Raw genomic sequence first — 24125 nt, forward strand, 5'->3', positions numbered from 1 at the left:
ACGCTAAACTGAATTTATCGAAGATACAGAAAAGATAGGTAAGTGGCAGGATTTGCCGTGTAAAATGTAGGTAAGGGGTTTGAGAAGTGAGACTGGAGATGTGAGATTGACGATGTGAGATTTGAGATTTGAGACGTGAGATTGGAGATATGAGATGAAGATTCCAACTATGATGTTGTTAATTTAAGTTCAACATAGGTAACGTTTTTACGCTCAGCTGTATAACTGATATGGATGTTTCCATTTTTATCCTGAATAATGGCTGGGTAGCTATATTCGCCTTTCAAATGGTTTTCGAGGGTGTAAATATCTTTCCAGTTTTTACCATCGGTTGATATGGCCAGCTTTAATACTGAGCGGCCTTCCCACCAGTTTTTACCCGCGGTTAACGGATTATAAACCAGCAATTGATGGCCGTCTTTCAAAGTTACCGCATCGCTGCCCGAATTTGGGTTAGGCAGTTGGGTAGGTTTTAATTTTGACCAGGTTTCCCCATGATCTGCAGACCAGCTTTCTACAATCACATTTTGGCGACTCCTGCAAAGTAATTGTAGTTTTCCATTGGGGTATGTAAGAATGGAGGGCTGGATAACGCCAAAGGTATCGCAGTTGATCTGAATTTTTTTCCAGTTTTTGCCATTTGCATCCGATTTTTCGATATGGATATGCCACGTTTTTTCATTCTGACTTTCGGTGCTTGACGGATAGAGGATGGTTCCGTTTGCCAGTTGGATGGGTTTGTTTTTGATAGGTCCCAGGAAATTTTCCGGTAATTTTTTAGCTTCAGACCAGCTTTTACCATTGTTGGCAGATGTTTTATATTCGGCCCACCAGGTACGGGGATTTAAGCCTACTTTGTAATGTAAAAATAAGATGCCGTTTTTTGCTTTAAAAAGAACCGGATTCCAGCAGGCTAAACGGCTGGTATCGTTTTGTATCCCGTTGGCAATTTCAATAGGCTGGCTCCATTCGGTGCCGTCTTTTACTGCCGACCAAATAACCACGTCTTTGCTTCCTTCATGTTTGCCTCCAAACCAGGCAGCCATAATTTTTCCGTTTCCGAGATCAACCAGTGTTGAAGCATGACAGGCTTCAAAAGGCGCCTGCTTAAAAATAGGGCCTGATTGTATTATTTCTACTTTTTGCGCGTAGGTTGCTATGTAAAGCAGCAGTATAACAGTAATAGAAAAAAATCTTTGCATAATTTATGGCTGGCCGGGAATAGCGGCGATAAGTTTCCGGGTATATTCGGCCTTAGGGCCATTAAACAATTCTTCAGGGAAGCCTTCTTCTTCAATTTTACCTTTATTCATCACTAAAATCCGGTCAGAAATATGCTTGATTACCGCCAGGTCATGTGAAATGAAAATGTAAGTGAGCCCAAACTCTTCCTGTAAGGACCTGATGAGGTTGAGTACCTGCGCCTGAACTGATACATCAAGCGCTGATACAGATTCATCGCAAATGATAAATTTAGGCTGTAATGCCAAAGCCCTGGCAATAACCACGCGTTGCCGCTGGCCTCCGCTAAACTCGTGTGGGTAGCGGTTAAAATGCCCGGCTTTTAAACCAACTTTGTCTAAAAGTTCTATTACTTTCTGTTTGCGTCCGGTATCATTTTGATAAAGCCGGTGTACCTGCAAGGGTTCCATTATAGATTGTCCGACGCTTAATTTAGGGTTTAACGACGCGTAGGGATCCTGAAAAATAATCTGGATATCCTTTCTGAGTTTTCGCAATTCATTTTTGCCCAGGTGTGTTATGTCTTCTCCGTTAAATATAACGGAACCCGAAGTTGGCTGGATTAACCTGAGGATAGTGCGCCCCAGCGTAGTTTTCCCGCAACCCGATTCGCCTACAAGGCCCAAGGTTTCTCCCGGAAAGACATCAAAATTCACACCATCTACCGCTTTAACATAATCGTTAATTTTACCGAATAATCCATTGCTGACAGGATACCAGGTGTAGAGATTCTTAATTTGCAGCAATGGTTTTTGCTGGTACAAGGTTTGCCTTCTTATTGCAATTTCTGTTGCTGTTAACTGGTTTGAAGCCAGCAGATACGCAGGTATGTCTCTGGTTTCGCTGTTAAAAAAATCAGCTACGACCGGTAATTTTTTTAATTGTAAGTTCGGCGAGGGCCTGCAGGCTAATAAACCTTTGGTATAAGGGTGTTGCGGATTTTCGAACACCGATTTTGCTGGTCCCTGCTCCACAATTTGGCCTTTATACATCACGGCCACTTCGTCGGCAATTTCATTTACTACACCTAGATCGTGCGAAATAAAGATCATGGCCATGTTGCGCTCTGTTTTGAGCTTAAGGAGCAATTGTAAAATCGTTTTCTGAACGGTTACATCCAAGGCAGTAGTAGGCTCATCGGCAATGAGGAGTTTCGGGTTGCAGCTCAGGGCCATGGCAATCATCACCCGCTGCTTCTGTCCGCCTGAGATCTGGTGCGGATAACTGTCAAATATTTTTTCCGGCCGCGGAAGCTGCACTTCGTTAAACAGGGCAATGGTCTGTTTTTTTGCTTCGACCTTATCTACCATTTGGTGCAGGATAATGGCTTCGGCCACCTGATCGCCGCAAGTAAAAACAGGATTAAGGGAGGTCATGGGTTCCTGAAAAATCATCGAAATCTGATTCCCCCTGATTTGCCTGATCTCGTTAGCATTTAAGTTGAGCAGGCTGAGGTCTTCAAATTCGATATCACCCGTGATTTTTGCCAGGCCCTCATCATGTAAACGCATAATGGAAAATGACGTAACCGATTTTCCGGAGCCCGATTCGCCTACTATACCCAAAACGGTACCTTTTCTAACATTAAAACTTACGGTTTTAACGGCATTGAACCAGCTTTTATCTTCCTGGTTGTAGAAATTGATATTTAAATTTTTAACGTTTAGCATTAAATTTTACTGATTACAATTTCTTTTGAACCTGACTCTAAACTATTGTGTTCATCTAAATGATAATGGCAACCAGAGGAAGTTTCGGCATGTGCCAGAGAAAGCAGCTGTTTTGCTAAAGAAATTAAGCCGACATGGTTGGCTGAAATCATAATCTGATCATTCAGAACTTCGCTTTTAATTATAAATCCATCTTCCCAGATCGAAACAGCACCCTTTTCTTGAGCGTATTCGGGAATGTTTATTTTTAATTCTGCCATCAGGTTACAATGGTAATATTTTCTTCCGGAATTATATCCATCCCTTTAAATTTTAACAGTACTTGTGCGGTAGTAATTACATCTTTCTGGCAATAGGTCACAATCCGGGGCAGGTTTTTTTCCTCATAATATACCTGTTTCACCTGACTGCCGTTAATGTCATCTTTTGGCGTTGGGATATCGAGAATGGCAGCAAGCAGGTTAAGCGAGGTGAAATGTTTGTAGTCGCCAAATTTCCAGAGTTCCATGGTATCAATATGATTAACTTCCCATGGTTTTCTGCCCGATAATTCCAGCTGTGCAGGAATTTCTATCTGGTTGATTAAAAGCCTGCGGCACAGGTATGGAAAATCAAATTCCTTTCCGTTATGGGCGCAGAACATCAGGTTAGGTGTTTGCTTATAAAGCAGCGCTGCAAATTCAGAAAGTATTAGATGTTCATCATGCCCAGAAAAGGATTTGATGCGCAGTTTGTGCGTGTTTTCCTCAAGGTAGAAAATGCCCAGGCTGATGCAGATAATTTTACCAAATTCAGCCATGATACCTGCACGGTCGTAAAAGTCTTCAGCACTTTGCTCGCCATTGCGTTGATAATGCGTTTTTTGTTCCCAAAGTTCTTGAAAATGAGGTGGTACTTCCTGAAAAGAAGCATATTGCGGAACGGTTTCAATATCAAGCACCATTACCTGGCTCAGATCTAGCGTTTTTAACATATAAACAGTTTTCAGTTAACAATTTACAGTTTTCTGTTTATAATTAAAGCAGGTGGAAAATATTTTATCAGATTTCGATAGGTTGAATAACAAAATCCAACAATTTTTAACGGATATTACGATGCTACGATAAAAAATAGTGGGCTGTTAAAAAGGAGATGGCACATTATTCGAATAATTTCAAACTCACTTGATGGCCAAAAATCGAATAATACGTTTATAAATAAAGGCCTTACAATAAGTTTTTATCGTACGGCCTTTACGTTTTAGTTAACTAAAATCTATCGTGAATTAGGCTAATTTACCTAAAGCTTCCTTAATTCTCCTCAAAGCTTCAACCAGACTTTCATCTGAAGCGGCATAAGATAAACGGATGTAATTATTGTTGCCAAAAGAATCGCCGCCTACGGTTGCCACGTGACCAACGTTTAATAAATATAAAGCTAAGTCTGAAGAATCTTTGATGACATTTCCGTCAGCATCTTTTTTACCAAAAAAAGAACTGATTTCAGGAAAAAAGTAAAACGCCCCATCGGGAAGATTAGTTTTTACACCCGGTATATCATTTAACAGGTTGTAAACCAATTCTCTGCGGCGCAAAAATGCTTCTTTCATTTCCAGAACACTCGCTAAGCCTTGCTCGTAAGCTACAATCCCGGCCCTTTGCGCAATGGAACACGTTCCCGAAGTAGTTTGTCCCTGTAATTTATCATTCGCAGCAGCAATCTCCTTATTTGCTGCAATATAACCTAACCTCCACCCCGTCATGGCAAAAGCTTTAGAGAAACCATTAACGATAATTACGCGGTCTTTAATGCTATCGAACTGCGCAATAGACTCGTGTTTATCTACAAAGTTGATATGCTCGTAAATCTCATCAGATAGGATGTAGATGTTGGGATGTTTTTCGAAAACAGCTACCAATGCCGCTAATTCTTCTTTGCTGTAAACCGATCCTGTTGGATTACATGGCGAAGAAAACATAAATAATTTCGATTTCGGTGTAATAGCTGCTTCCAGTTGTGCAGGCGTAATTTTAAAATCACTCTCTATATCTGTATCTATGAAAACAGATTTTCCTTCTGCCAGGGTAACCATTTCCGAATAAGAAACCCAGTAAGGCGTTGGGATAATGACTTCATCGTCTGGATCGATCAAGGTGAGAATAACATTTGATAAAGATTGTTTTGCACCCGTTGAAACAACGATCTGCGAAATATCATAATCCAGGTTGTTTTCTGTTTTCAGCTTGTTAACAATCGCCTGGCGTAGTTCCGGATAACCTGGTACTGGAGAATAACGGGTATAATTTTCATCCAATGCTTGTTTAGCAGCATTTTTTACGTGCTCTGGCGTGTTAAAATCGGGTTCACCAACACTTAAACTGATTATATTAATGCCCTTTGACGCTAGTTCGCGACCAAGTTTGGTCATTTTAAGGGTTGCAGATTCTGACAGGCTGTTGATTCTTTTAGATAAGGTGCTCATGGTTAATTACTTTGACCGCAAATATATAAACCAAATATTATTCTGCACTAAAAAAGACGCAGTTTTTCTCATTTAATTTATCCGATAAGCGTATTTTTGAAAAAAAATATTCGTGTGTCGGTAAAAAAGAAAGCAATAATAATCTCCCTTGTTGTGAGCGTGGTGCTAATGTTGGCTAAGTTTGTTGCGTATTTTATCACAGGTTCAAATGCGATTTTAACCGATGCTGCAGAGAGTATTGTAAATGTAATTGCCGGTAGTTTCGCCTTTTATAGCATTTACCTAAGTACGCGGCCGCGCGACGAAAACCATCCTTACGGACATGGAAAAGTGGAGTTTTTTTCTGCTTTTGTTGAAGGAATCCTCATTCTGATTGCGGGAGTAGTAATTATTTTTAAATCATCGTACAATCTTATTTATCCTCATGTAGTGGGTGAACTGTTAACCGGAACGTTGATAATTGGAATTACCGGGGTAATTAATATGATTGTAGGCCTATATCTGATCAATGTAGGTAAAGATCAGCATTCAATTACTTTGCAGGCTGATGGGCGACATTTATTAACTGATACTTATACCAGTGTAGGGATTGTACTGGGCTTGATTTTAATTCAGCTGACAAATATAATTTGGCTGGATAGCTTCCTTTCTGTTTTGGTCGGATTTTATATCATTTATTCGGGTTATACGCTTACCCGAGGTTCGGTAGGAGGCTTAATGGATGAAAGTGATTTTAAACTGGTTGAAGAAGTAGTGGAAGTGCTGCAAAAAAACAGGCATAATCCATGGATTGATGTGCACAACCTGCGCACACAGCAATATGGACCTGAATTCCATATCGATTGCCACGTAACATTGCCTTATTATTTCGATTTAAACCAGGTTCACCGTGAAATTTCTCAGATCGATGAACTGATTAATTCTAACGGCGTACGTAAAGCTGAACTGTTTATCCATGCCGACCCTTGTTTGCCTGAGTGTTGCCACTACTGCCACATGAGCGAATGCCCGGTGAGGGCAGAGGCTTTCAAAAAAGAAATTGTTTGGACACCTGAAATCGTAATTAAAAACAAAAAACATTTCGATAATGAGCTACTTTAATGTCCGTGTTTACGGGCTCTTGATTAACCACCATAACGAGGTTTTGGTAAGTGACGAAGAGGAATATGGAATCCGTTTCAGTAAATTCCCAGGTGGCGGTTTAGAATTGGGTGAAGGTTTGATTGAGGGATTGAAGCGCGAATTTATGGAAGAGTGCCAGGCTGAAATAGAGGTATTATCACATTTTTACACGACAGATTTTTACGAAAAATCATCGTTTAACGATAGCCAGGTGATCAGTGTATACTATCTGGTTAAGGAAAAAGCACCCCTGCAGTTAGCATTTAAACAAACCATTTACGATTTCGATGGAGAGGGGGAGATCCTTCAGGCTTTCAGATGGGTAAAAATTGATGATTTAAATCTCGATGACATCACCTTTAAAACAGATAAAACTGTAGCTCAGCTTCTAAAAAATCAATATAAATCATAAATTCTGATGTCCGATATCTCCAAACCCCAAACTCCAAACTCCGAACTTAATTTAACTGAGCGCGATAAAAAGGTGATCTGGCACCCTTATACCCAGATGAAAAATGCCTTGCCTCATATTCCGATTGTGCGTGGAGAGGGCGTTTATGTTTTTGATGAAAATGGGAAAAGGTATATTGATGCGGTTTCATCATGGTGGGTTAATATCCATGGCCATGCACACCCTCATATTGCAAAAAAGGTAGCCGAACAGCTTACGGTACTTGAGCATGTAATTTTTGCAGGCTTTACGCACGAACCTGCCGTATTGCTCGCGGAAAGGCTATTGCCCATATTACCAGGTAAACAGGAAAAAGTTTTTTATACTGATAACGGTTCAACAGCGGTTGAGGTAGCTTTGAAAATGTGTTTGCAGTACTGGGACAATAAGGGAAAGCCTAAAACCCGGATTCTGGCTTTTAAAAATGCCTATCACGGAGATACTTTCGGCGCCATGTCTGTAAGTGGACGCAGTATTTTTACCGATGCTTTTAATAGTTTGTTGTTTGATGTAGATTTCATCGATCTGCCTGGTGAAGATAATATCTCATATCTAACCTCTTACATCTCACATCTTACCGATACAGCATGTTTCATTTTTGAGCCCTTGATTTTAGGTTCTGGCGGTATGCTGATGTATGAAGCAAAATATCTTGATGAACTAATTGCTGCCTGTAAGCAAGCAGGTATTTTGATCATTGCTGACGAGGTAATGACTGGTTTCGGCCGAACGGGCAGTTACTTTGCCTGTGATAAACTAAGCAATAAACCCGATATTGTTTGTTTAAGTAAAGGTTTAACCGGTGGAACTATGCCATTGGGAATCACAACCTGTACCAATGAAATATATGAAGCTTTTTTAAGTGATGATAAATTAAAAACGCTTTACCACGGGCACTCTTTTACGGCAAACCCGATTGCTTGTGTTGCTTCTTTAGCAAGTTTAGATATTCTACTGCAAGATGAAACAATGGCTAACATCAAAAGGGTAGAGGCCAAACATGCCCTGTTCTTACAAGATATAAAGGCGCATCCTAAAGTTAAAGCGGTGAGGCAAACGGGAACCATTATTGCCATTGAATGGCAAACTGGAAATGAAACTTCTTATTTAAGTAATCTTCGTAACCTGTTGTATAATTATTTTTTAGACAGAGGAATTATATTGAGGCCATTAGGGAATATCATTTATATCCTTGCCCCTTATATCATTAGTGATGAAGATCTTGATTATATCTATACAAATATAAAAACAGCCTTAGAAGAAGTGTAAATATCTTGGGTCGTAGCGAGACGCTACGACCAGTGATCAGAGGCTATGATCACTTATCAGTTTTCTACGAAAAGAAAACTAACCCAAAGGCATTTTGCTCATGTCCATGTAAAGAATATTCCATCTTTGACCATCCAGATCAACAAAACCACAACCGTACATCCAGCCATCTTTGTAACCAGGTTCTCCATAGAGTGTGCCACCGGCATCCACCACTTTTTGAGCAAGGCTATCTACCTCTTCCGGACTTTCTGCATCGAAAGAAAATAACACTTCGCCTCCATTACGTCTATCGGCAATGTTTATACCTATAAAACTCTCATACAGATTTTCTTCGAAAAGCATGATTGCGAAGTTGCTTTCTCCTATTAAAAGGCAGGCCGAATCCGCTCGGGCGCCATATTGCAGGTTAAGGCTGAAGCCTAAAGCTGTAAAAAACGCCTTAGATTTATTGATGTCCTTTACCGGAAGGTTGATCCATAGTGATTTTGTCATAACGTTTATATTTTGTTTAAGGTAAAGATAGGTAAGCATTAGATAGGACAAGCTTGCTAAAAACGAAAATTTATAGGGTTGTTTGAGACAATTAGTGTTTCCCTGTTTTTATTCATCAATGGTAATTAAATTATAAGTAATGATTTACGACGAAATTTAATAGCTATTGAAAATGCGCTTCGGCAACTGTTCGCCTATTTGTAATGTTAATAATGATAATTTTTCGTTACTATCACGAAAATAGAGCGTGTTCGACTCTAATCTAAATGGAAGCTCTTCAGGCATATCAAAGTAATATTGCACGTTAACTTTTTTACTTGAATTGTAAAATATCAGCTTGCTCTTTCTGTGGTATACAATAGCAGCCCTGAATCTCATAAACTCTGTAACAACATAAAATCTAACCTTACCACTTGTATCTGATATTTTTCCAAGATAAGTCGACTTTAAATCGCCTCCTTTAAATTTTTTAAAGAGACTTTTCCCGATATTTTGTTGATTCAAATCAATATTTGGGCTATTGTTACTCTGACCCAAACACCACGATGAGATTAGTGATAATAGTAAAATTGAAATAACCTTGAGTAGCACTGGAATTAAGTTTTACAATTTATACAATTTCTGCGGGTTTTGCTCTGCATAATTTAGAATTAAATTTAAAATGTAACTATTGGATTGATAGGTTGCTAAATCATTTCTAATTGGCGATAATCCATCTGATAAATAATTTTTATCCGTAAAGTAACCCATGCCATAAAATTTCCCGTTTTCTACTACCAAACAACTGAATTCATCTTCCTTTCTTCCGTCATCTACCAATGCAAAGCTCGGTTGCTGGTTTTGAACATCCATTAAGGCCGCATTTAGTTTTTTGTTGTAAACACTTACCGTTTCTATTCCACTGCATGCACCAAAACATTGTCCATTCTCATGCGCGTAACATTTTGTTGCTGTTTTCTGCAGATAGCACAGTTTGGCACAAAGCTGGTATTTATCAATCAAATGATTTAAAAAGTTATAACCTTCCAGTAAACTGTTAAAACTTTGCAGGGCATTGTTGTTCTTTTTGTGTTTATCTATCGCTAAGCGCAAATAGCCGTTTTGGTCTTCGAAAACGTATAAGTCATATTTATGTTCATAACGTTTCATTGCCCGGTTGTTTTCAGGCCAGAGACGTTTAATTTCATTGGCTTCTAAAATCAGGGCCATCAGTTCCGTTCCACACGTTACATAATCTACATGATGGATGTTACGTAAAAATTCCTGACGCTGCCGATTGGGGGTATTACCGGTAAAGTGACTGGTTACACGTTTCTTAAGATTTTTTGCCTTTCCAACATAAATAATTTTGCCTTTATTATCCTTGAAATAATAAACGCCAGGCTGGTGGGGCAGTTTCAGGATAGACGCTTTATCTAAATGAGGAGGTAAAACCTGCTCTTTCGATGTTTTTTTAAGCATTTCTGCGATGACGCCCTCCTGGTCGTACTCCAGCAACAGATTGAACAGGATACTGGTTGCATTTGCATCTCCTGCAGCGCGATGCCGGTTTTGAATGGGGATCTGTAAGGCTGTACAAAGCTTTCCAAGGCTATAAGACGATTTACCCGGAATTAATTTTCTGCTTAATCTTACGGTACACAGCTTTTTGCATTGTAAATCATATCCTGAAGCTGCCAGGTGATGCTTTAAAAAGGAATAGTCGAAATTTACATTGTGCGCCACAAAAACCTTATTACTTAAGAGTTGATAAATCTGTAGTGCAACTTCGTCAAATGTTGGAGCATTCATCAACATGTCATCATCAATTCCGGTAAGTGCCGTAATGTGCGCAGGTATTGGCTGCATGGGATTAATCAGCGTAGTATAAGATTCAACGATCTCGTTACCATCATGAATGTTAATGGCAACTTCGGTAATGCCATTTGCCGAGGCATGACCACCAGTGGTTTCAATATCTACTATTGCGTATAACATTAAAATAATTTGAATTACAAATTTATACTAAAATAATTAGTATAAAAAATATTTTGATTATTTCTTTAGCACAGAAAAAGCGGTTACCTATTTAACGTAACCGCTTCCGTAGTTGTATATAACTTTTATTTAAGTTTATTAAGCAATTTGCTTAAATTAGGTTTAATACCCACAGAGATGGGTACAGTATTAAAGGCCCTGTTCTGTATTTTACTAAAACCATACATGTAACCAGCTTCAACAAACAAGTTGGCACCTCCAATATTGTACTCTATGCCTGCACCACCTTCAGCAATTCCTAAACCATTAGATTTATTATTTTGTATCACCTGTAAACTTGATGAATTAACTGTTGCCTGAGGAGTCAGGATAAACCCGCCACCTGCACCGGCAAAACCATAAAATGCCCATTTGTTAACGATTTTACGGTAACCCAAGGCTACGTTTAATAGATAGGTAGTTGCTCTTCCTTTCTGTAAGGTATAATTGTAACCTTCATCTGGCGTAATCTGATTAAAAGTGAAAGCATGTAAGCTTACTTTTGGATAAAGGAACAAACCATGATTACCCAAACCTAAATTCAGGCCTAACGATGTTGAGAATTTTGGTTTAAAATAATCTGAGGTCTCGCCCACGGGTAATGCAAATCCGATTCCACTCATTGAGTAGAGTTTGTCTGGTCTCGTTTGTGCCTGCGCTTTGATCGAAGCCATCCCAAACAACCCTAGAAAAAATGTTAAAAGTTTTAATCTCATATCTGTCTTTTTAGTTTTCCATTAATGCACCTACTTTTCGAAGTAAATCTGTGATGTTGAAGGGTTTTTCCAAATAATCATCGGGATGGTATTTTTGTGATGCGATATAATTTTCATCATACCTGGCCGATGCCATAATAATAGGTATGCCAGCTGTTTCAGGGTTTAACCTTAATTCTTTAAACACAGCTCGGCCATCCATTCCATTCAACATGATGTCCAGAATAATCAGATCGGGTCTGAAATCTTTAATGGTTTTAAAAATATATCTTGGAGAAAGTAATGGGTAAACCTTATAATGTTCAGTCTCTAATACCTCCTGGAAAACTTCTAATACATCTGGATCATCATCCACAACCAACACTCTTTTCAAAACAGATAAAATCAATTAAATAATAAAATAGTTTATCCTAATACAAAGTTTTGAACGTAATGTTTCAATCCTGCATCAAAATGTGTTGCAGGTGTTGATAGCAGACGGTTAAATGCTACATCAGGGTGTTTGGATGAGCACCTGTCTGTAAAGAATTCTGTTCGATAAATTTCGAAAAAAGTTCTATATAAGTTTGTGAAACAGTAAAAGATGTCTCACCCGAAAGGAGTATTTTGTCGTCAAGAACACTTTTAATGTATTGCTTTGCAATCACTACCGTTGGGGTGATCTGAATAAAAGCAGGATTCTCCTTCAGCATCTTAAGCGTTTTCGTGAAGTTATATTTCGAACTCAGGAAAGTATTTTTTGTGGTTTTAAATTGAATGTCTTCACCTATTTCTTCAATAGCAATTAGCTCATTCAAATCTATCCTTACCAGGTCGCCATTTTCTCCCTTTAGGGGTATATAGAAAAAATGTTCATCTAAAATGGAAAAAGGATGTCTGGTTCTTGTCCCGGTGGGATAAAGGTTGTTTATCGTTTTGGCCAGATGTATAATAGAGTAGGGCTTAAGCAAATAAGCATCTGCCTGTACCTTAAAGGCGTCGAGTGCATACCTGGTATGTGCTGTGGTAAAAACCAGATAATTTGTTTTTTGCCTTAATAAGCCGGCCAGTTCGATTCCGGAAAGCGAAGGCATTTCAACGTCCATAAAAATAATATCGACCGGGTTGGACGCCGTTATTTCTGAAAGGGCTTGAAGCGGTTCGGTAAAAGTTTTGATGAGCTTTAAGTCAGGAAGTTTTTCCATATATGTCACCAAGCTCTCCAAGGAATGAGGGTCATCATCAATCGCAATGCAACTTATCGACATTTTTTATAGGTTAGTTGGTGCAAATTACAATTTCATTAAATAAAACAAAAGAAAAACACGTTGCGGAAGTATTTTTTTATGTATTTGAAAAGTTGATATTCTTTTAAATCGTATATACCTGTTATAGGGACTCATGACTTGCCATTATCTAGCATTCATATTTACTTTTGAATTTCATCAACTTTTTAATTCGATCTTCTCGCTGTGATTTCTTCAGGTTACAAATGGTACCGCCAGGTATACAACAGATAATAAGCTTACTTATTAACGTATGAAATTCCAGAATTCAGGATGCTGCAAATGTAATTTTTTAAATAGGTCATCTGCGGGACCTTAAGTTTAAGGCTAATTTACTGTACATTTAATCAAAAACTTTTTTACCTGCTTTTTGTTTAAGTTTTTATTGCATATATTTAAACAAAAATGACCTACTCTATAGCAGATCTTGAACAGCTGTCCGGCATCCATTCTCATACCATCAGGATCTGGGAGCAACGTTACCATGCACTGAGTCCGTTGAGATCTCAAGGCAATACGCGTTTATACGATGATCAGCAGCTTCGGAAACTGTTAAATATTGTAAGTTTAAATAAAAGCGGTTTAAAAATTTCAAAAATATGCAGCCTTTCGGATAGCGAAATGGATAAATTGCTTGATGAACAGTTCAATTATTCTCTTGGCGATAAACAAGACGATTATTATGTTGCTCAATTGATTAAATATGGACTGGCTTTTGATGAACACGCTTTTAATGAGCTAATGGACCAAAGCATTAATCAATTTGGACTTTCTAACTGCTACCGGAAAATAATCTATCCTTTATTGTTACGCTTAGGGTTGATGTGGCGAAAAGATGATATCTGCCCTGCACATGAACACTTTTTATCCAATATTATCCGCCAAAAAATATTTACTCATATTAACAATCTTCCGTTAATGGAAAATTCCGGGCAAAGCTGGCTGCTTTTTTTACCTGAAGATGAGGACCACGATATCGGACTGCTTTTTGCCAGCTACATGCTGAGGATGCAACATCATCACGTAATTTTTTTAGGTTGCAGAGTTCCGCTGGATTCGATTAAGCGCATATTTTCTACGTTAAATGTAGGTCACGTTATGCTTTTTATGATCAAATCGAGGTTAGCGCCAGCGGCACAACAATACATCGATCAATTGTCTGAAATATGCTCGGACACAAAAATCCATCTCGCCGGGAATAGTGAGGTGATTGGTAAGCTTGACCGTATCGATCACATCAATTGGATTAAAACGCTTGATGAATTTGAAAAAACAATAGAATTACCCTCACATACATGAAAGAAATCTTCGATCAATTATCTGGCAATTGCAGCCGGCTTACCACTAAGTTATATAGCACAAGCTTTTCTTATGGTATTTATTTTCTCGGCAAAGAAATTCGCCAACCCATACATGCTATCTACGGCTTCGTACGTTTGGCAGATGAAATTGTAGACAGCTTTCATCAATATGACAAGAAATTTTTACTGGAAAAATTTAAGGATGATACTTTTGAAGCCATTAACCTGGGCATTAGCTTAAATCCTATCCTGAATTCATTTCAAAAGGTTGTCAATCAGTATCAGATAGATGAGGAGCTGATCATTCTTTTCCTCAGAAGTATGGAAATGGACCTGTCCACACAAAAATATACACCCGAACTTTACAACGATTACATTTTAGGTTCGGCAGAGGTAGTTGGGTTGATGTGCTTAAAAGTTTTTACGCATGGCAGTGATGTAGATTACGAATATCTTAAACCGTATGCCATGAAGCTGGGTTCTGCATTTCAAAAAGTTAATTTTTTGAGGGATGTTAAGGCTGATCATCAAACACTTAGCCGGAATTATTTTCCTAATGTGAACTTAGCTTTATTCTGCGATCAACAAAAACAGGAAATTGAAGAAGATATTGAAAAGGAATTTGCCATTGCACTAACAGGTATCAAACTGCTGCCTGCCTCTTCCAGAAACGGGGTCTATTTATCTTATATCTACTATAAAAAGTTATTCGCGAAGATAAAGCGCTTAAGTGCAGAGAAGATTATGACCGAACGGATCAGGATTTCGAATACCCGTAAGGTTGGGTTGATGTTTGATTCGCTGATCCGCAATAAGCTAAATGTAATTTAAATGGAAGAACAAGTTATTCTCGTAGATGAGGAGGATGTGCCGAAAGGGCAGATGGATAAAATGGAAGCCCACGAAAAAGGTTTATTGCACCGTGCCTTTTCCGTTTTCATTTTTAATTCCAAACTCGAGTTGTTACTGCAACAAAGAGCTATGAATAAATATCATTCGAGGGGCTTGTGGACGAATACCTGTTGCAGCCATCCGAGAATTGGCGAAAGTAATATGCAGGCCGCTAAAAGGAGGTTAATGGAAGAAATGGGGATGGATTGCGAATTAAATTACCTGTTTAAATTTGCCTATAGAGCAACATTCGAAAACGGCTTAACTGAACATGAGATCGATCATGTGTTTTTTGGTATGAGCGACAAATTACCGGTGATCAATCGTGAGGAAGTAGAAGCCTTTAAGTATGTTGACCTGGATACCTTAGCGCAGGATATCGCGCTTAATCCCGGCGCTTACACCCCCTGGCTGAGGATCTGTTTGAACGAAGTAATCGCACACGCATCAACGGCACAAATAAAAAACGGGCATACAGCCTAAGCCATATACCCGTATCTAAATTAACGCTCTCGAGGACAAATATACGGCTAGTTTGGAAAACTCCAAAAATTATTTTAAATAAAACATTTCTTTTACTTTAAGATTATAATTATTGTTATGAGTGGGCGCCAGCTGAATTTAATTCGCTGATATTTAGTATTTTAATTTTTGATGCGTAAAAACAGAATATTTATAGTTCATTGTACTAACTATAAATTTTTTGACATTTTTTGCAAAAGTAAGTCTGGCGGTGTGTTTTGCCCAATTCTTTTTTATCGATTTTATGTTTAAGAGGACACACTTTCTGGTTATATACCTCCCAATGTTTACTTAACGTATTTTCCTTTTTCCATTTTAAAAAATCAAAACTATAGTTCCTGGCCTCGTTAACCAATGCCTGTAATTTTACAGGCGACAAGTCTTCAACTTTATTTAGTGGATGTATGCGGGTACGGTATAAAACTTCATTTTTGATGATGTTGCCCACTCCGCTGAAAATTTGCTGGTCGAGCAATACGTCGCAAACCATTGCCTGAGGTTTGTCTTTCAGTTTTTTAATCGCTGCCTTGTTATTCCATTCATCAGCCATTACGTCGTTTTCCAAGGAGTAATGTTCTTTGACGTTTCCTTCCAAAAGGTCAACTTTGCAGGTATAAAAGTTTAATTCATCTTTTTTAAAAACAATGCCGAGTTTTAAAGGTGTTTTTTTTCGGGCATTAATAAGATAGCTGCCAAACAGCATGAAATGGATCCGGATGGTAAAATCCTTGAAACAGATCAAAAAGTGTTTTCCCCAGCTTTTAAAATCCTCAACCTTTTGATGGAGTAATTTATCCTTATCAAAATTGTTTGCATTACCCGTTACTTCAAGCACCTCGGGCTTGCCCAAATGTAACTCTTGTATTAAATCTTTTAAAATTACGATTGATGGACCTTCGGGCATATTACGTTTCTTCTATTTTTTGAAATTTAAATTTATCTTTAATATTGCTATTAAAATATTGCCCTTTTGATCCTGACGCCTTTAACATCTTGTAAATATTTTCAGGAACATTTTTGTATAGATAAACCATGTCGGTCACAAAAATGATTTTTAAGGTTTTTGTAACTTCATCATAACTGAAATACTTAATTACTGATGATGGCATAACAATAGGTTATGATTTCAAAACATCAGTAATTAGAATTGGTTTCAGTCATTTTTTAGTGTTGATTCCTCTTTCTGAACTTTTATTTTTTCTTTCTTCAGATCGATGCGGATAATGTTATACAAGCTCATGTAAACATTTGCTATCCATACGATGGAGAAAAACGCAATGATATAACCACGCCAGTCCGGATAAATTAAGGTAAACCTGGTAATGAAAAGCAAGATCAAAGTTACATAGTGGCTAAAACAGTATTCACACGTAAATACATAAAAAAACTTCCTTTTTAAAAGTTTATTGCAGTTTTTAGAACGGTCTACACAAAATTCACGGGCTTCTCTGAAAATCTCTTCCTTTGTAACTGTCCAGGCGATGCAGGCTACGGGCAAAGCCATAAAAAAAAGATAATACAGGTGTGTTTCCATAGTAATTAAATCGAGATATAGATACAACCTTAATCCCCCGAAAATGTTTAATTAAGCAGTAAACATTTTAATTGCCCATATGTTAATTGAAATATTACTAATTGACAATGTTATGGAAAGATCAGAAATCATATCTCTACTTGAGGTAATCAATCAGCAGGTTAGTTCTTCGGTTTTGGGTGGGATGGAAGAAGAATATGAAGAATTGGAAAGTATGGGGCTAATTAAGATTAATCGCGAATCGGTACAATGGTCATCTGCTATAACGCCTGCAGGCATCGCTTATTTAGGGCATGATTGATGCGCTATTTAATACCGAAAATCGTTTGTCAGTCTGATTATAGCCGAAGGCGTTTTAAGCTAAATTCTTGACCATATAAAAGAGATAAAGTCTTTAAGCCTTTTGTTATTATATACTTAAAGTGGTCTGGAATCCGTTTAATCTTATTTTGATAACATTCTTATTGTAATTGCTTCTATTGCCCAATGTTCTCAACGTTGATCAATAGCATTGCCATTCAACAAAACCTTTTTATTTTAACAATTGATCTGCAGACTTGCTACGAAGATTTTGCCTATTAAACTTTAAACGATTAATTGTTGAAATTCTAGTAGTTTTGCGGTAAGTTTAGATTGTGCCGCAAAAAATCATAACGGCTTTTCTAGCTGAAGATATGAACGATTTACAACTTAGAACGGTAAATGTAACCAGATACGTTACGCCATTGCGAGAAGGTGGCTCCCTGCCTGCCATTGCAGAGGCTGATGATCATTTTTTATATGTACTGAAATTTAGAGGGGCAGGACAGGGACCCCGGGCTTTAATTGCCGAATTGATTGGTGGCGAAATAGCCCGCTACTTAGGATTGCGCGTACCTGAGTTGGTTTTTGCCAATTTAGACGAAGCTTTTGGGAGAACTGAGCCCGACGAGGAAATTCAGGATCTGCTTAAGGCCAGTGTAGGGTTAAATCTGGCGTTGCATTATTTATCTGGAGCGATAACATTCGATCCAACCGTAACTAGGGTAGATGCCAAACTTGCCTCGCAAATTGTGTGGCTCGATTGTTTTTTAACCAATATGGACCGCACCTGCCGAAATACCAATATGTTACTTTGGCACAAAGAACTGTGGTTAATAGACCATGGTGCCGCTTTATATTTTCATCATTCATGGCAAAATTGGGAAGAACAGGCAATCAAGCCTTTCTTTTTGGTAAAAGATCATGTATTGTTGCCATGGGCATCTGAACTGGAAAGTGTAAATAAAGAATTCAGCGAATTACTTGATCCCGAAAAGATAGCATCAGTGATTAACCTGATCCCTGATGACTGGCTGGAAGGTGAAACCAGCTTTGACAGCAAAACAGCTCATCGCGAAGCCTATAAAAATTTCCTTACAAACAGATTGGCACATTCTGACATATTTTTAAAAGAAGCACAGCATGCAAGAGAAATTCTTATTTGAGTACGCTGTGATTCGCGTAATGCCAAGGGTAGAACGTGAGGAATTTATCAATGTGGGTATTATTTTGTTTTGTGCCAGGCAAAAGTTTCTGAAAAGTATTTTTTCTCTGGATGAGAAAAAAATAAAGGCTTTTTCTGCAGAAACAGATTTAAACGAACTTAGCGAAAACTTGTGTGCATTCGCAAGAATAAGTTTGGGCGCGGAGGGTTCTGGTCCGATTGGTCAATATGATCAGGCTTCCCGTTTTAGATGGCTTACGGCAACCAGAAGTACAGTAGTGCAGTGCTCAAAAGTGCACCCTGGTTTTTGCGATGATCCCGAAGAGACGTTGTTAAGGTTACACCAGGAGCTGGTTCTATAATAAGCAGTTTAAAATCTGCAGTTTTCAGTTATCAGGCGATCTAACAATTAACCGATTTAAACAGTTAACCAATTAACCCCTTCTCCTTGCCGAAAGAATATTTTAAAAATCTTCAGGATCTGCTTGATACCGAACGTAAAGAAGATTTACAATCGTATTTAAAACTTACCGAAAACACTTCGCCTGCCGACAGGAGGGCTTTGGGCTTAACCTGGTACCCGATTGCCATCAGAAATACGGAAGTAGGCCGTGGTGATTATTTAACGGTTGAGCTGGAAAGAACTACCCATCAGGATTTTTCTCATCAGTTCCGTTTTGGTGCTGCTGTGGTATTATTTTCAAATCATGATGCCAAAGAAAATCGGCTGGAAGGGATTATCAATCATCAAAGTGGCAGCAGGATGAAAATCAGCTTCCGTGTTGATGAACTGCCCGATTGGACGAGAGATGGCAAATTGGGTGTGGATCTGCTTTTTGATAACAACAGCTATGATGAGATGCAGCGTGCACTTAAGCAAGCTTCAAACTCAGCCGAAAATGATGCAGAAAATAAACTGATCCGTATTTTAACAGCAGGAGAGAAACCGTCCTTTCAGGGAGAAGAGAAGTTTGTTATTCCAAATACACTAAACGATTCACAACAATTAGCGGTGAATAAAATCATTGCTGCGGATCATCTGGCTATAGTTCATGGCCCCCCAGGTACGGGAAAAACAACTACGCTGGTGCATGCTATAAAATCATTGATGAAACATCACGATCAAAAAATGCTCGTGGTAGCACCAAGTAATACCGCTGTTGATTTACTTACAGAGAAGTTGGCTGCCGAAGGACTAAAAGTAATCCGGGTCGGAAATCCTGCAAGGGTGTCAGAGAAATTAATGGCAACTACACTTGATCATCAGATGGCCGATCATCCGGAGATGAAAACCATTAAAGCCTTAAAAAAACAGGCGAGTGAGTACAAAAATATGGCGCACAAATATAAGCGGAGTTTTGGTAAAGCAGAACGCGATCAACGCAAAGCCTTGTTTGATGAAGCACATAAAATCGGAAGAGAAGTAGAAAAAACGGAGCAATACATGATGGATAATCTGTTTAGCAAAGCACAGATTATTACCGCTACTTTAGTAGGTGCTAACCATTATACCGTCCGGAATTTAAAGTATAATACCATCGTAATTGATGAGGCCGGGCAGGCTTTGGAACCGGCTTGCTGGATACCGATTTTAAAGGCGCAAAAAATTATTTTGGCCGGAGATCATTTTCAGCTTTCGCCAACGATTAAATCAAATGAAGCTGCCAGAAACGGCTTAAGCAATACTTTATTGGAAAAGGTAGTAAATCTTCATCCAGAAGCCGTTGTATTATTGAATACACAATACAGAATGAATACTGCTATCATGGGTTATTCATCGCAGGTGTTTTACAAAAATGCGCTAAAGGCTCATCAGTCTGTTGCAGACCGCTTATTATTTTCGGGCGATGAACCGATCCAGTTTATTGATACGGCAGGTTGTAGCTACGATGAAAAATCAGACGGAACCAGCACGACCAATCCTGATGAAGCTGGTTTTTTGGTTAAACATCTCATACATCTTGTTGCTGATTTAGGTAGCAAAAATGAAAGCTTTCCTTCTATTGCCATTGTATCGCCTTATAAACAACAGGTTCAGCTATTGAATGCGCTGATTGAGGAAACTGAAACATTGATTCCCTATCGCGACAAAATTGCGGTAAATACCATTGACAGTTTTCAGGGGCAGGAGCGGGACGTAGTTTATATCAGCCTGACCAGAAGTAACAGCGATGGAAACATCGGCTTCTTATCGGATACCCGTAGAATGAATGTGGCCATGACCAGGGCGAGGAAAAAACTGGTTGTAATTGGCGATAGCGCTACCTTATCGAAATCTGCTTTTTATGCTGATTTTATCCGGTATGCGGAACAACTAGATGCTTATCATAGTGCGTGGGAGTTTATGGACTTATAAGCTAAACTTTTTCCATCTTCTTTTCTTCCTCGAGCTTGCCTGATATGCTGGCGCCTGCAATTAAAAGTTCATGTGTAATGGTTTTGGTGTATTCAGTAATTTCAGATTTAAAATCTTTTACTGATGAACCTGAACGGATTTCTTCCAGTCTCTTTTCCCATTGTCCTGTAAGTTCTGCCTGTGCAATTTGTTTATCTTTTACTACTTCGTAAACCGCCAGGCCTTTATTGGTGGGTACAAGATTCCTTTTTTCCCTGGTAATGTATTCTCTGGTAATTAAAGTTTCTATGATAGATGCACGTGTTGCCGGTGTACCTAAACCACTATCTTTCATGGCATAACGCAATTCTTCATCTTCAATTTCTTTGCCGCACGTTTCCAGCGCCTTTAATAATGAAGCTTCATTATACATGGGCTTAGGTTTGGTTTGTTTTTCCAAAAAAGATTTTTCAGTGATAGGCAATTGTTCGCCAACCGCCACCTTTGGCAATGCTGCATTGTCTTCATCCTTTTTATCATCTTCAGGGTCGTTAAAAACGGCACGCCAGCCTGCAGAACGGATTACCGTTCCATTAGCCACAAAAGTAACGCCTGATTGAATGGTTATCTTGGTTAATTCCTTCATGCATTCCTGATGAAATGACTCAATCATACGGCCAACAACCATATCGTATATCGCCTGTTTATCCGAACTCAATCCGTAGGCCTGTTCGCCGGTCGGCAGAATTGCATGGTGATCGGTTACTTTTTTGGCGTTCACACTGCGCTTATTCAGGGTTACCGTTTGTAAAAACTGCGCTTGTTTTCCAAAATCAGGATGACTGGTAAATTTTGCAATCAAATCCGGAACGCCGGCAAAAATATCATCACCGATATAGCGCGAGCCGGTACGGGGGTAAGAAACCAGTTTACTCTCATACAGGTTCTGTAAAATACTAAGGGTCTGGTCGGCGGTATATCCTTTTTTCTTATTGGCTTCTTGCTGCAAACTGCTTAAGTCATGCAGTAGCGGAGGAGGTTCTTTCCTTGGTTTCGCTTCTACAGCCGTAATATTTCCACCAGTTGGAAAGCCGGAAGCCACATCTTCTACCAAGGCAAATAATTTTTCAGCCTCTTCCTTTTCCTTGTAGTTAGCGGTTGATATGGCTTTAAAAACCTGTTCATCTTTGGCCAGCAAAATACTGATCTGATAATAGGTTTGAGGAACGAAATTTTTAATCTCTAAAAAACGCGCACAGATCATCGCCAGGGTAGGTGTTTGTACTCTTCCTAAGGAAAGAACTGTTCTGTTGCCTGCAGATATGCTGAGTGCCTGCGTGGCATTCATGCCCACCAGCCAGTCAGACTCCGAACGGCAATGGGCCGAATTAAATAAGGTATCGTAATCGGTTCCGGGTTTTAAATTCCTGAATCCATCTTTTATGGCTTCATCGGTTTGTGAAGAGATCCAGAGGCGTTTAAATGGTTTTTTGCATTTTAGGTAATAATAAATGTACCTGAAAATCAATTCACCCTCGCGCCCCGCATCCGTTGCTACGATAATTTCACTTGCTTCATCAAAAAGTTTTTTGATCGTGTCCAATTGTTTGCGTACCGCAGGATCTTCCACAAAACCATCTTTTGTTTTAATCTTTCTGACAGCGAGTTTAAACTTCTGCGGAAGCATGGGCAAATGTTGCTTCCGCCAGCCAATAAAACCATAATCCTGAGGAGGAGCCAATTGCAATAAATGCCCGAATGCCCAGGTAAAAGAATATCCTTTACCTTCAATGTATCCATCTTTTCTGGTGGTTGCTCCGAAAACTTTAGCAAGTTCACGACCAACAGAAGGCTTTTCTGCAATTACAATCTTCATGAATGGGCTTATCTTTTCAAACCCCAAAGATGATTAAAATATTGGCAATAGCTTAAAAAAATTACTCACAATGCCTTTTAATAAACCTTTTTGTAAACAATTACCAGATAACTTTGTCCATCAGTTGGGTCGGCGGTTTTTATATCGGATTGATTAACAATTCGGTAATATGTATATCTAACCTTCACAATTATTTTAATGAATGGATAAAATTTACCAACTGAAAGAAAAACAAATTAAAGTGGGACTTGAGCCAAAACTAATCCGGGTGTACAGTAATGCACAACTCTGGTCTTATCTTGAAGGAACAGCAGTGGTCAGGCTTGAACGGTTTGAAGTTCTGGTCAATACCATTAAGGATGATTATGAACAACATTTTGGAAAGAAACTCGCAATATCAAATGCCTCGCTTATCGTAGAGATTCTTGTACATGTATATTGCGACTATTTGGGATTGCACTTTAACCGGATTGTAGGGATAAAATGGATCCAGGCGATTGTTAAAAAATTACTCAAACGCGCTGAGGTTGTAGATTGCGGCGAAAAAGGTGTTGATGGGAACCGTTGGGTTTGGGATTTGCTTGCAGGCAGCCAATCACTTTTTATCAAAATTTTTCCTAAAAAGCTAAACGCCAAAAACATTAAACCTCATTAATCTGTCTTTGAAGCAAAAACCTGTGGTTGGTTTAAAGCCACACTTGCCGCAAGCGTTTCGTTTAAAAAAGAAGAATAATATAATTGGTTTGAGTTATGGATATAAAGCACTGTATGGTCTGAAATGGTATTAATGATGTCATCTGCCAGTTTAGCCGGAACAGCAGGGCAGCCCTGACTTCTACCCAGTCTTCCCAATTCGTCTATGCTTTTCTGACTCACATAACTGGCACCGTGCACCACAATCGATCTTTCCCTTGCATTGTTGTTAAAATCTTGATCCATACCGTCTAATTTAAGCGAACGGCCATGTTTGCCATAATATATCTCACCTGTTAAATAGAAACCCAGGCTGCTTTGATTTGAATTTATCTTATTTGAGAATGATGAAGGTTTATCGCCACCGCTGTTTTGCCCGTGTGCAACCCAGGTATTTAGAATCAACTTTCTATCAGCTAAATCAATAATATATAGGCGCTTTCTGGTACTTTCCTGATCAAAATCGGCAATGGTTAAAATGGATTTGGCATTTACCAGGCCGGAATATTTCATGTTGTAAAAACCGGTTAATGCTTTTTCAAAAACCTGCTGTGTCAATCCCACAGCATCTAAATGAATTTCATGGTATATACTGGAAACGAGTTGGCTGTACAGACTATCTGCCGCTATATTTTTAATTACATCGTGTTGTGTTTGTTGACGATCTATTGCTTTCCAGCTTGTTCCGATAATGCTCATGACCATTAAAAAAGCCGTAGCAAAGCGCATGACATACTTCTTCATTCAGTTTGGTTTAGTTTAATTCAGCATTATTTATACGATGATATTATATAAATATTG

26 protein-coding genes are annotated in these 24125 nt (G+C 38.7%); 11 read left to right on the forward strand and 15 right to left on the reverse strand.

Annotated features, from left to right (window positions below):
* Positions 1-167: 167 nt before the first annotated feature.
* From ACFE6N_RS19450 to ACFE6N_RS19470, 5 genes are all read right to left on the reverse strand, one after another.
* Positions 168-1202, reverse strand: a complete 1035-nt coding sequence (locus ACFE6N_RS19450) for an exo-alpha-sialidase (protein ID WP_378939211.1) — start codon at positions 1200-1202, stop codon at positions 168-170.
* A 3-nt stretch (positions 1203-1205) separates the two neighbouring features.
* Positions 1206-2912, reverse strand: a complete 1707-nt coding sequence (locus ACFE6N_RS19455) for an ABC transporter ATP-binding protein (protein ID WP_378939213.1) — start codon at positions 2910-2912, stop codon at positions 1206-1208.
* Positions 2912-3172, reverse strand: a complete 261-nt coding sequence (locus ACFE6N_RS19460) for a hypothetical protein (RefSeq protein ID WP_378939215.1) — start codon at positions 3170-3172, stop codon at positions 2912-2914. Before ACFE6N_RS19460 ends, ACFE6N_RS19455 begins: the two co-directional genes overlap by 1 nt.
* Entirely contained in the window at positions 3172-3885 is a 714-nt protein-coding gene (locus ACFE6N_RS19465; RefSeq protein ID WP_378939217.1) for a 3'-5' exonuclease, read from the reverse strand. The genes ACFE6N_RS19460 and ACFE6N_RS19465 overlap by 1 nt, the downstream gene beginning before the upstream one ends.
* 291 nt (positions 3886-4176) lie before the next feature.
* The gene (locus tag ACFE6N_RS19470; protein WP_186462382.1) at positions 4177-5373 is read right to left on the reverse strand and encodes a pyridoxal phosphate-dependent aminotransferase; all 1197 of its coding nucleotides are present in this window, start codon (positions 5371-5373) and stop codon (positions 4177-4179) included.
* 114 nt (positions 5374-5487) lie between these two features.
* On the opposite strand from ACFE6N_RS19470, the gene ACFE6N_RS19475 reads away from it, so the two are divergent.
* From ACFE6N_RS19475 to bioA, 3 genes are read left to right on the forward strand one after another with little or no spacing between them, the layout of a single operon-like run.
* Positions 5488-6474 carry a cation diffusion facilitator family transporter gene (locus tag ACFE6N_RS19475; protein ID WP_378939292.1) on the forward strand — a complete coding sequence of 329 codons (987 nt, stop codon included), beginning with the start codon at positions 5488-5490 and terminating at the stop codon, positions 6472-6474.
* Complete coding sequence (locus tag ACFE6N_RS19480; RefSeq protein WP_378939220.1) at positions 6461-6907, forward strand: NUDIX domain-containing protein; 447 nt, start codon at positions 6461-6463, stop codon at positions 6905-6907. Before ACFE6N_RS19475 ends, ACFE6N_RS19480 begins: the two co-directional genes overlap by 14 nt.
* 6 nt (positions 6908-6913) lie before the next feature.
* On the forward strand, positions 6914-8215 hold the full coding sequence (gene bioA / locus ACFE6N_RS19485; RefSeq protein ID WP_378939222.1) for an adenosylmethionine--8-amino-7-oxononanoate transaminase: 1302 nt from the start codon (positions 6914-6916) through the stop codon (positions 8213-8215).
* A 78-nt stretch (positions 8216-8293) separates the two neighbouring features.
* On the opposite strand, the gene ACFE6N_RS19490 is transcribed toward bioA, so the two are convergent.
* The 5 genes from ACFE6N_RS19490 to ACFE6N_RS19510 all read right to left on the reverse strand — a co-directional run bounded on the left by ACFE6N_RS19490 (position 8294) and on the right by ACFE6N_RS19510 (position 12689).
* Positions 8294-8710, reverse strand: a complete 417-nt coding sequence (locus ACFE6N_RS19490) for a VOC family protein (protein WP_378939225.1) — start codon at positions 8708-8710, stop codon at positions 8294-8296.
* Between the two features lie 603 nt (positions 8711-9313).
* On the reverse strand, positions 9314-10687 hold the full coding sequence (locus ACFE6N_RS19495) for an exonuclease domain-containing protein (protein WP_378939228.1): 1374 nt from the start codon (positions 10685-10687) through the stop codon (positions 9314-9316).
* 125 nt (positions 10688-10812) lie between these two features.
* Entirely contained in the window at positions 10813-11442 is a 630-nt protein-coding gene (locus ACFE6N_RS19500; RefSeq protein ID WP_378939230.1) for a hypothetical protein, read from the reverse strand.
* Positions 11443-11452: 10 nt separating this feature from the next.
* Positions 11453-11806, reverse strand: coding sequence for a PleD family two-component system response regulator (locus ACFE6N_RS19505; protein WP_244278888.1), 354 nt, complete (start codon positions 11804-11806; stop codon positions 11453-11455).
* A 124-nt stretch (positions 11807-11930) separates the two neighbouring features.
* Positions 11931-12689: a LytR/AlgR family response regulator transcription factor gene (locus ACFE6N_RS19510; RefSeq protein WP_378939232.1), complete on the reverse strand. Its 759-nt coding sequence runs from the start codon at positions 12687-12689 to the stop codon at positions 11931-11933.
* Positions 12690-13112: 423 nt separating this feature from the next.
* On the opposite strand from ACFE6N_RS19510, the gene ACFE6N_RS19515 reads away from it, so the two are divergent.
* From ACFE6N_RS19515 to idi, 3 genes are read left to right on the forward strand one after another with little or no spacing between them, the layout of a single operon-like run.
* Complete coding sequence (locus tag ACFE6N_RS19515) at positions 13113-14006, forward strand: MerR family transcriptional regulator (RefSeq protein WP_378939234.1); 894 nt, start codon at positions 13113-13115, stop codon at positions 14004-14006.
* Positions 14003-14839 carry a phytoene/squalene synthase family protein gene (locus ACFE6N_RS19520; RefSeq protein ID WP_378939236.1) on the forward strand — a complete coding sequence of 279 codons (837 nt, stop codon included), beginning with the start codon at positions 14003-14005 and terminating at the stop codon, positions 14837-14839. Before ACFE6N_RS19515 ends, ACFE6N_RS19520 begins: the two co-directional genes overlap by 4 nt.
* A complete protein-coding gene (gene idi / locus ACFE6N_RS19525; RefSeq protein ID WP_378939239.1) occupies positions 14840-15382 on the forward strand; it encodes an isopentenyl-diphosphate Delta-isomerase in 543 nt (180 codons plus the stop codon).
* 205 nt (positions 15383-15587) lie between these two features.
* On the opposite strand, the gene ACFE6N_RS19530 is transcribed toward idi, so the two are convergent.
* The 3 genes from ACFE6N_RS19530 to ACFE6N_RS19540 are packed head-to-tail and all read right to left on the reverse strand — an operon-like array spanning position 15588 to position 16955.
* A complete protein-coding gene (locus tag ACFE6N_RS19530; RefSeq protein ID WP_378939241.1) occupies positions 15588-16325 on the reverse strand; it encodes a DNA-formamidopyrimidine glycosylase family protein in 738 nt (245 codons plus the stop codon).
* A 1-nt stretch (position 16326) separates the two neighbouring features.
* A complete protein-coding gene (locus ACFE6N_RS19535; RefSeq protein WP_378939243.1) occupies positions 16327-16530 on the reverse strand; it encodes a KTSC domain-containing protein in 204 nt (67 codons plus the stop codon).
* Between the two features lie 44 nt (positions 16531-16574).
* On the reverse strand, positions 16575-16955 hold the full coding sequence (locus tag ACFE6N_RS19540) for a hypothetical protein (protein WP_090987308.1): 381 nt from the start codon (positions 16953-16955) through the stop codon (positions 16575-16577).
* A gap of 112 nt (positions 16956-17067) precedes the next feature.
* Between ACFE6N_RS19540 and ACFE6N_RS19545 the strand changes: the two genes are divergently transcribed.
* From ACFE6N_RS19545 to ACFE6N_RS19560, 4 genes are all read left to right on the forward strand, one after another.
* Positions 17068-17256, forward strand: a complete 189-nt coding sequence (locus tag ACFE6N_RS19545; protein WP_090987306.1) for a hypothetical protein — start codon at positions 17068-17070, stop codon at positions 17254-17256.
* A gap of 373 nt (positions 17257-17629) precedes the next feature.
* Positions 17630-18421 carry a HipA family kinase gene (locus ACFE6N_RS19550; RefSeq protein ID WP_378939246.1) on the forward strand — a complete coding sequence of 264 codons (792 nt, stop codon included), beginning with the start codon at positions 17630-17632 and terminating at the stop codon, positions 18419-18421.
* Positions 18399-18782, forward strand: a complete 384-nt coding sequence (locus tag ACFE6N_RS19555; RefSeq protein ID WP_378939248.1) for a DUF3037 domain-containing protein — start codon at positions 18399-18401, stop codon at positions 18780-18782. The genes ACFE6N_RS19550 and ACFE6N_RS19555 overlap by 23 nt, the downstream gene beginning before the upstream one ends.
* An 86-nt stretch (positions 18783-18868) precedes the next feature.
* Positions 18869-20776: an AAA domain-containing protein gene (locus ACFE6N_RS19560; protein ID WP_378939250.1), complete on the forward strand. Its 1908-nt coding sequence runs from the start codon at positions 18869-18871 to the stop codon at positions 20774-20776.
* 1 nt (position 20777) lies between these two features.
* On the opposite strand, the gene ACFE6N_RS19565 is transcribed toward ACFE6N_RS19560, so the two are convergent.
* Positions 20778-22631, reverse strand: a complete 1854-nt coding sequence (locus ACFE6N_RS19565) for a DNA topoisomerase 3 (protein WP_378939253.1) — start codon at positions 22629-22631, stop codon at positions 20778-20780.
* Positions 22632-22833: 202 nt separating this feature from the next.
* On the opposite strand from ACFE6N_RS19565, the gene ACFE6N_RS19570 reads away from it, so the two are divergent.
* Positions 22834-23286 carry a hypothetical protein gene (locus ACFE6N_RS19570; protein WP_378939255.1) on the forward strand — a complete coding sequence of 151 codons (453 nt, stop codon included), beginning with the start codon at positions 22834-22836 and terminating at the stop codon, positions 23284-23286.
* On the opposite strand, the gene ACFE6N_RS19575 is transcribed toward ACFE6N_RS19570, so the two are convergent.
* Positions 23283-24068: a murein L,D-transpeptidase catalytic domain family protein gene (locus tag ACFE6N_RS19575; protein ID WP_378939257.1), complete on the reverse strand. Its 786-nt coding sequence runs from the start codon at positions 24066-24068 to the stop codon at positions 23283-23285. The genes ACFE6N_RS19570 and ACFE6N_RS19575 overlap by 4 nt on opposite strands.
* Positions 24069-24125: the final 57 nt, after the last annotated feature.

This window comes from Pedobacter sp. BG31 (assembly GCF_042464845.1).
GTDB lineage: Bacteria > Bacteroidota > Bacteroidia > Sphingobacteriales > Sphingobacteriaceae > Pedobacter > Pedobacter suwonensis.

Bases quoted from the DNA above. Each gene is read 5' to 3' on its own strand.
- ACFE6N_RS19575 (WP_378939257.1), bottom strand. From the start codon at position 24,068: ATGAAGAAGTATGTCATGCGCTTTGCTACGGCTTTTTTAATGGTCATG.
- idi (WP_378939239.1), top strand. From the start codon at position 14,840: ATGGAAGAACAAGTTATTCTCGTAGATGAGGAGGATGTGCCGAAAGGG.
- ACFE6N_RS19510 (WP_378939232.1), bottom strand. From the start codon at position 12,689: ATGTCGATAAGTTGCATTGCGATTGATGATGACCCTCATTCCTTGGAG.
- ACFE6N_RS19540 (WP_090987308.1), bottom strand. From the start codon at position 16,955: ATGGAAACACACCTGTATTATCTTTTTTTTATGGCTTTGCCCGTAGCC.
- ACFE6N_RS19455 (WP_378939213.1), bottom strand. From the start codon at position 2,912: ATGCTAAACGTTAAAAATTTAAATATCAATTTCTACAACCAGGAAGAT.
- ACFE6N_RS19555 (WP_378939248.1), top strand. From the start codon at position 18,399: ATGCAAGAGAAATTCTTATTTGAGTACGCTGTGATTCGCGTAATGCCA.
- ACFE6N_RS19465 (WP_378939217.1), bottom strand. From the start codon at position 3,885: ATGTTAAAAACGCTAGATCTGAGCCAGGTAATGGTGCTTGATATTGAA.
- ACFE6N_RS19535 (WP_378939243.1), bottom strand. From the start codon at position 16,530: ATGCCATCATCAGTAATTAAGTATTTCAGTTATGATGAAGTTACAAAA.
- ACFE6N_RS19530 (WP_378939241.1), bottom strand. From the start codon at position 16,325: ATGCCCGAAGGTCCATCAATCGTAATTTTAAAAGATTTAATACAAGAG.
- ACFE6N_RS19490 (WP_378939225.1), bottom strand. From the start codon at position 8,710: ATGACAAAATCACTATGGATCAACCTTCCGGTAAAGGACATCAATAAA.
- ACFE6N_RS19520 (WP_378939236.1), top strand. From the start codon at position 14,003: ATGAAAGAAATCTTCGATCAATTATCTGGCAATTGCAGCCGGCTTACC.
- ACFE6N_RS19545 (WP_090987306.1), top strand. From the start codon at position 17,068: ATGGAAAGATCAGAAATCATATCTCTACTTGAGGTAATCAATCAGCAG.
- ACFE6N_RS19470 (WP_186462382.1), bottom strand. From the start codon at position 5,373: ATGAGCACCTTATCTAAAAGAATCAACAGCCTGTCAGAATCTGCAACC.
- ACFE6N_RS19550 (WP_378939246.1), top strand. From the start codon at position 17,630: ATGAACGATTTACAACTTAGAACGGTAAATGTAACCAGATACGTTACG.
- ACFE6N_RS19495 (WP_378939228.1), bottom strand. From the start codon at position 10,687: ATGTTATACGCAATAGTAGATATTGAAACCACTGGTGGTCATGCCTCG.
- bioA (WP_378939222.1), top strand. From the start codon at position 6,914: ATGTCCGATATCTCCAAACCCCAAACTCCAAACTCCGAACTTAATTTA.
- ACFE6N_RS19450 (WP_378939211.1), bottom strand. From the start codon at position 1,202: ATGCAAAGATTTTTTTCTATTACTGTTATACTGCTGCTTTACATAGCA.
- ACFE6N_RS19500 (WP_378939230.1), bottom strand. From the start codon at position 11,442: ATGAGATTAAAACTTTTAACATTTTTTCTAGGGTTGTTTGGGATGGCT.
- ACFE6N_RS19565 (WP_378939253.1), bottom strand. From the start codon at position 22,631: ATGAAGATTGTAATTGCAGAAAAGCCTTCTGTTGGTCGTGAACTTGCT.
- ACFE6N_RS19570 (WP_378939255.1), top strand. From the start codon at position 22,834: ATGGATAAAATTTACCAACTGAAAGAAAAACAAATTAAAGTGGGACTT.
- ACFE6N_RS19515 (WP_378939234.1), top strand. From the start codon at position 13,113: ATGACCTACTCTATAGCAGATCTTGAACAGCTGTCCGGCATCCATTCT.
- ACFE6N_RS19480 (WP_378939220.1), top strand. From the start codon at position 6,461: ATGAGCTACTTTAATGTCCGTGTTTACGGGCTCTTGATTAACCACCAT.
- ACFE6N_RS19460 (WP_378939215.1), bottom strand. From the start codon at position 3,172: ATGGCAGAATTAAAAATAAACATTCCCGAATACGCTCAAGAAAAGGGT.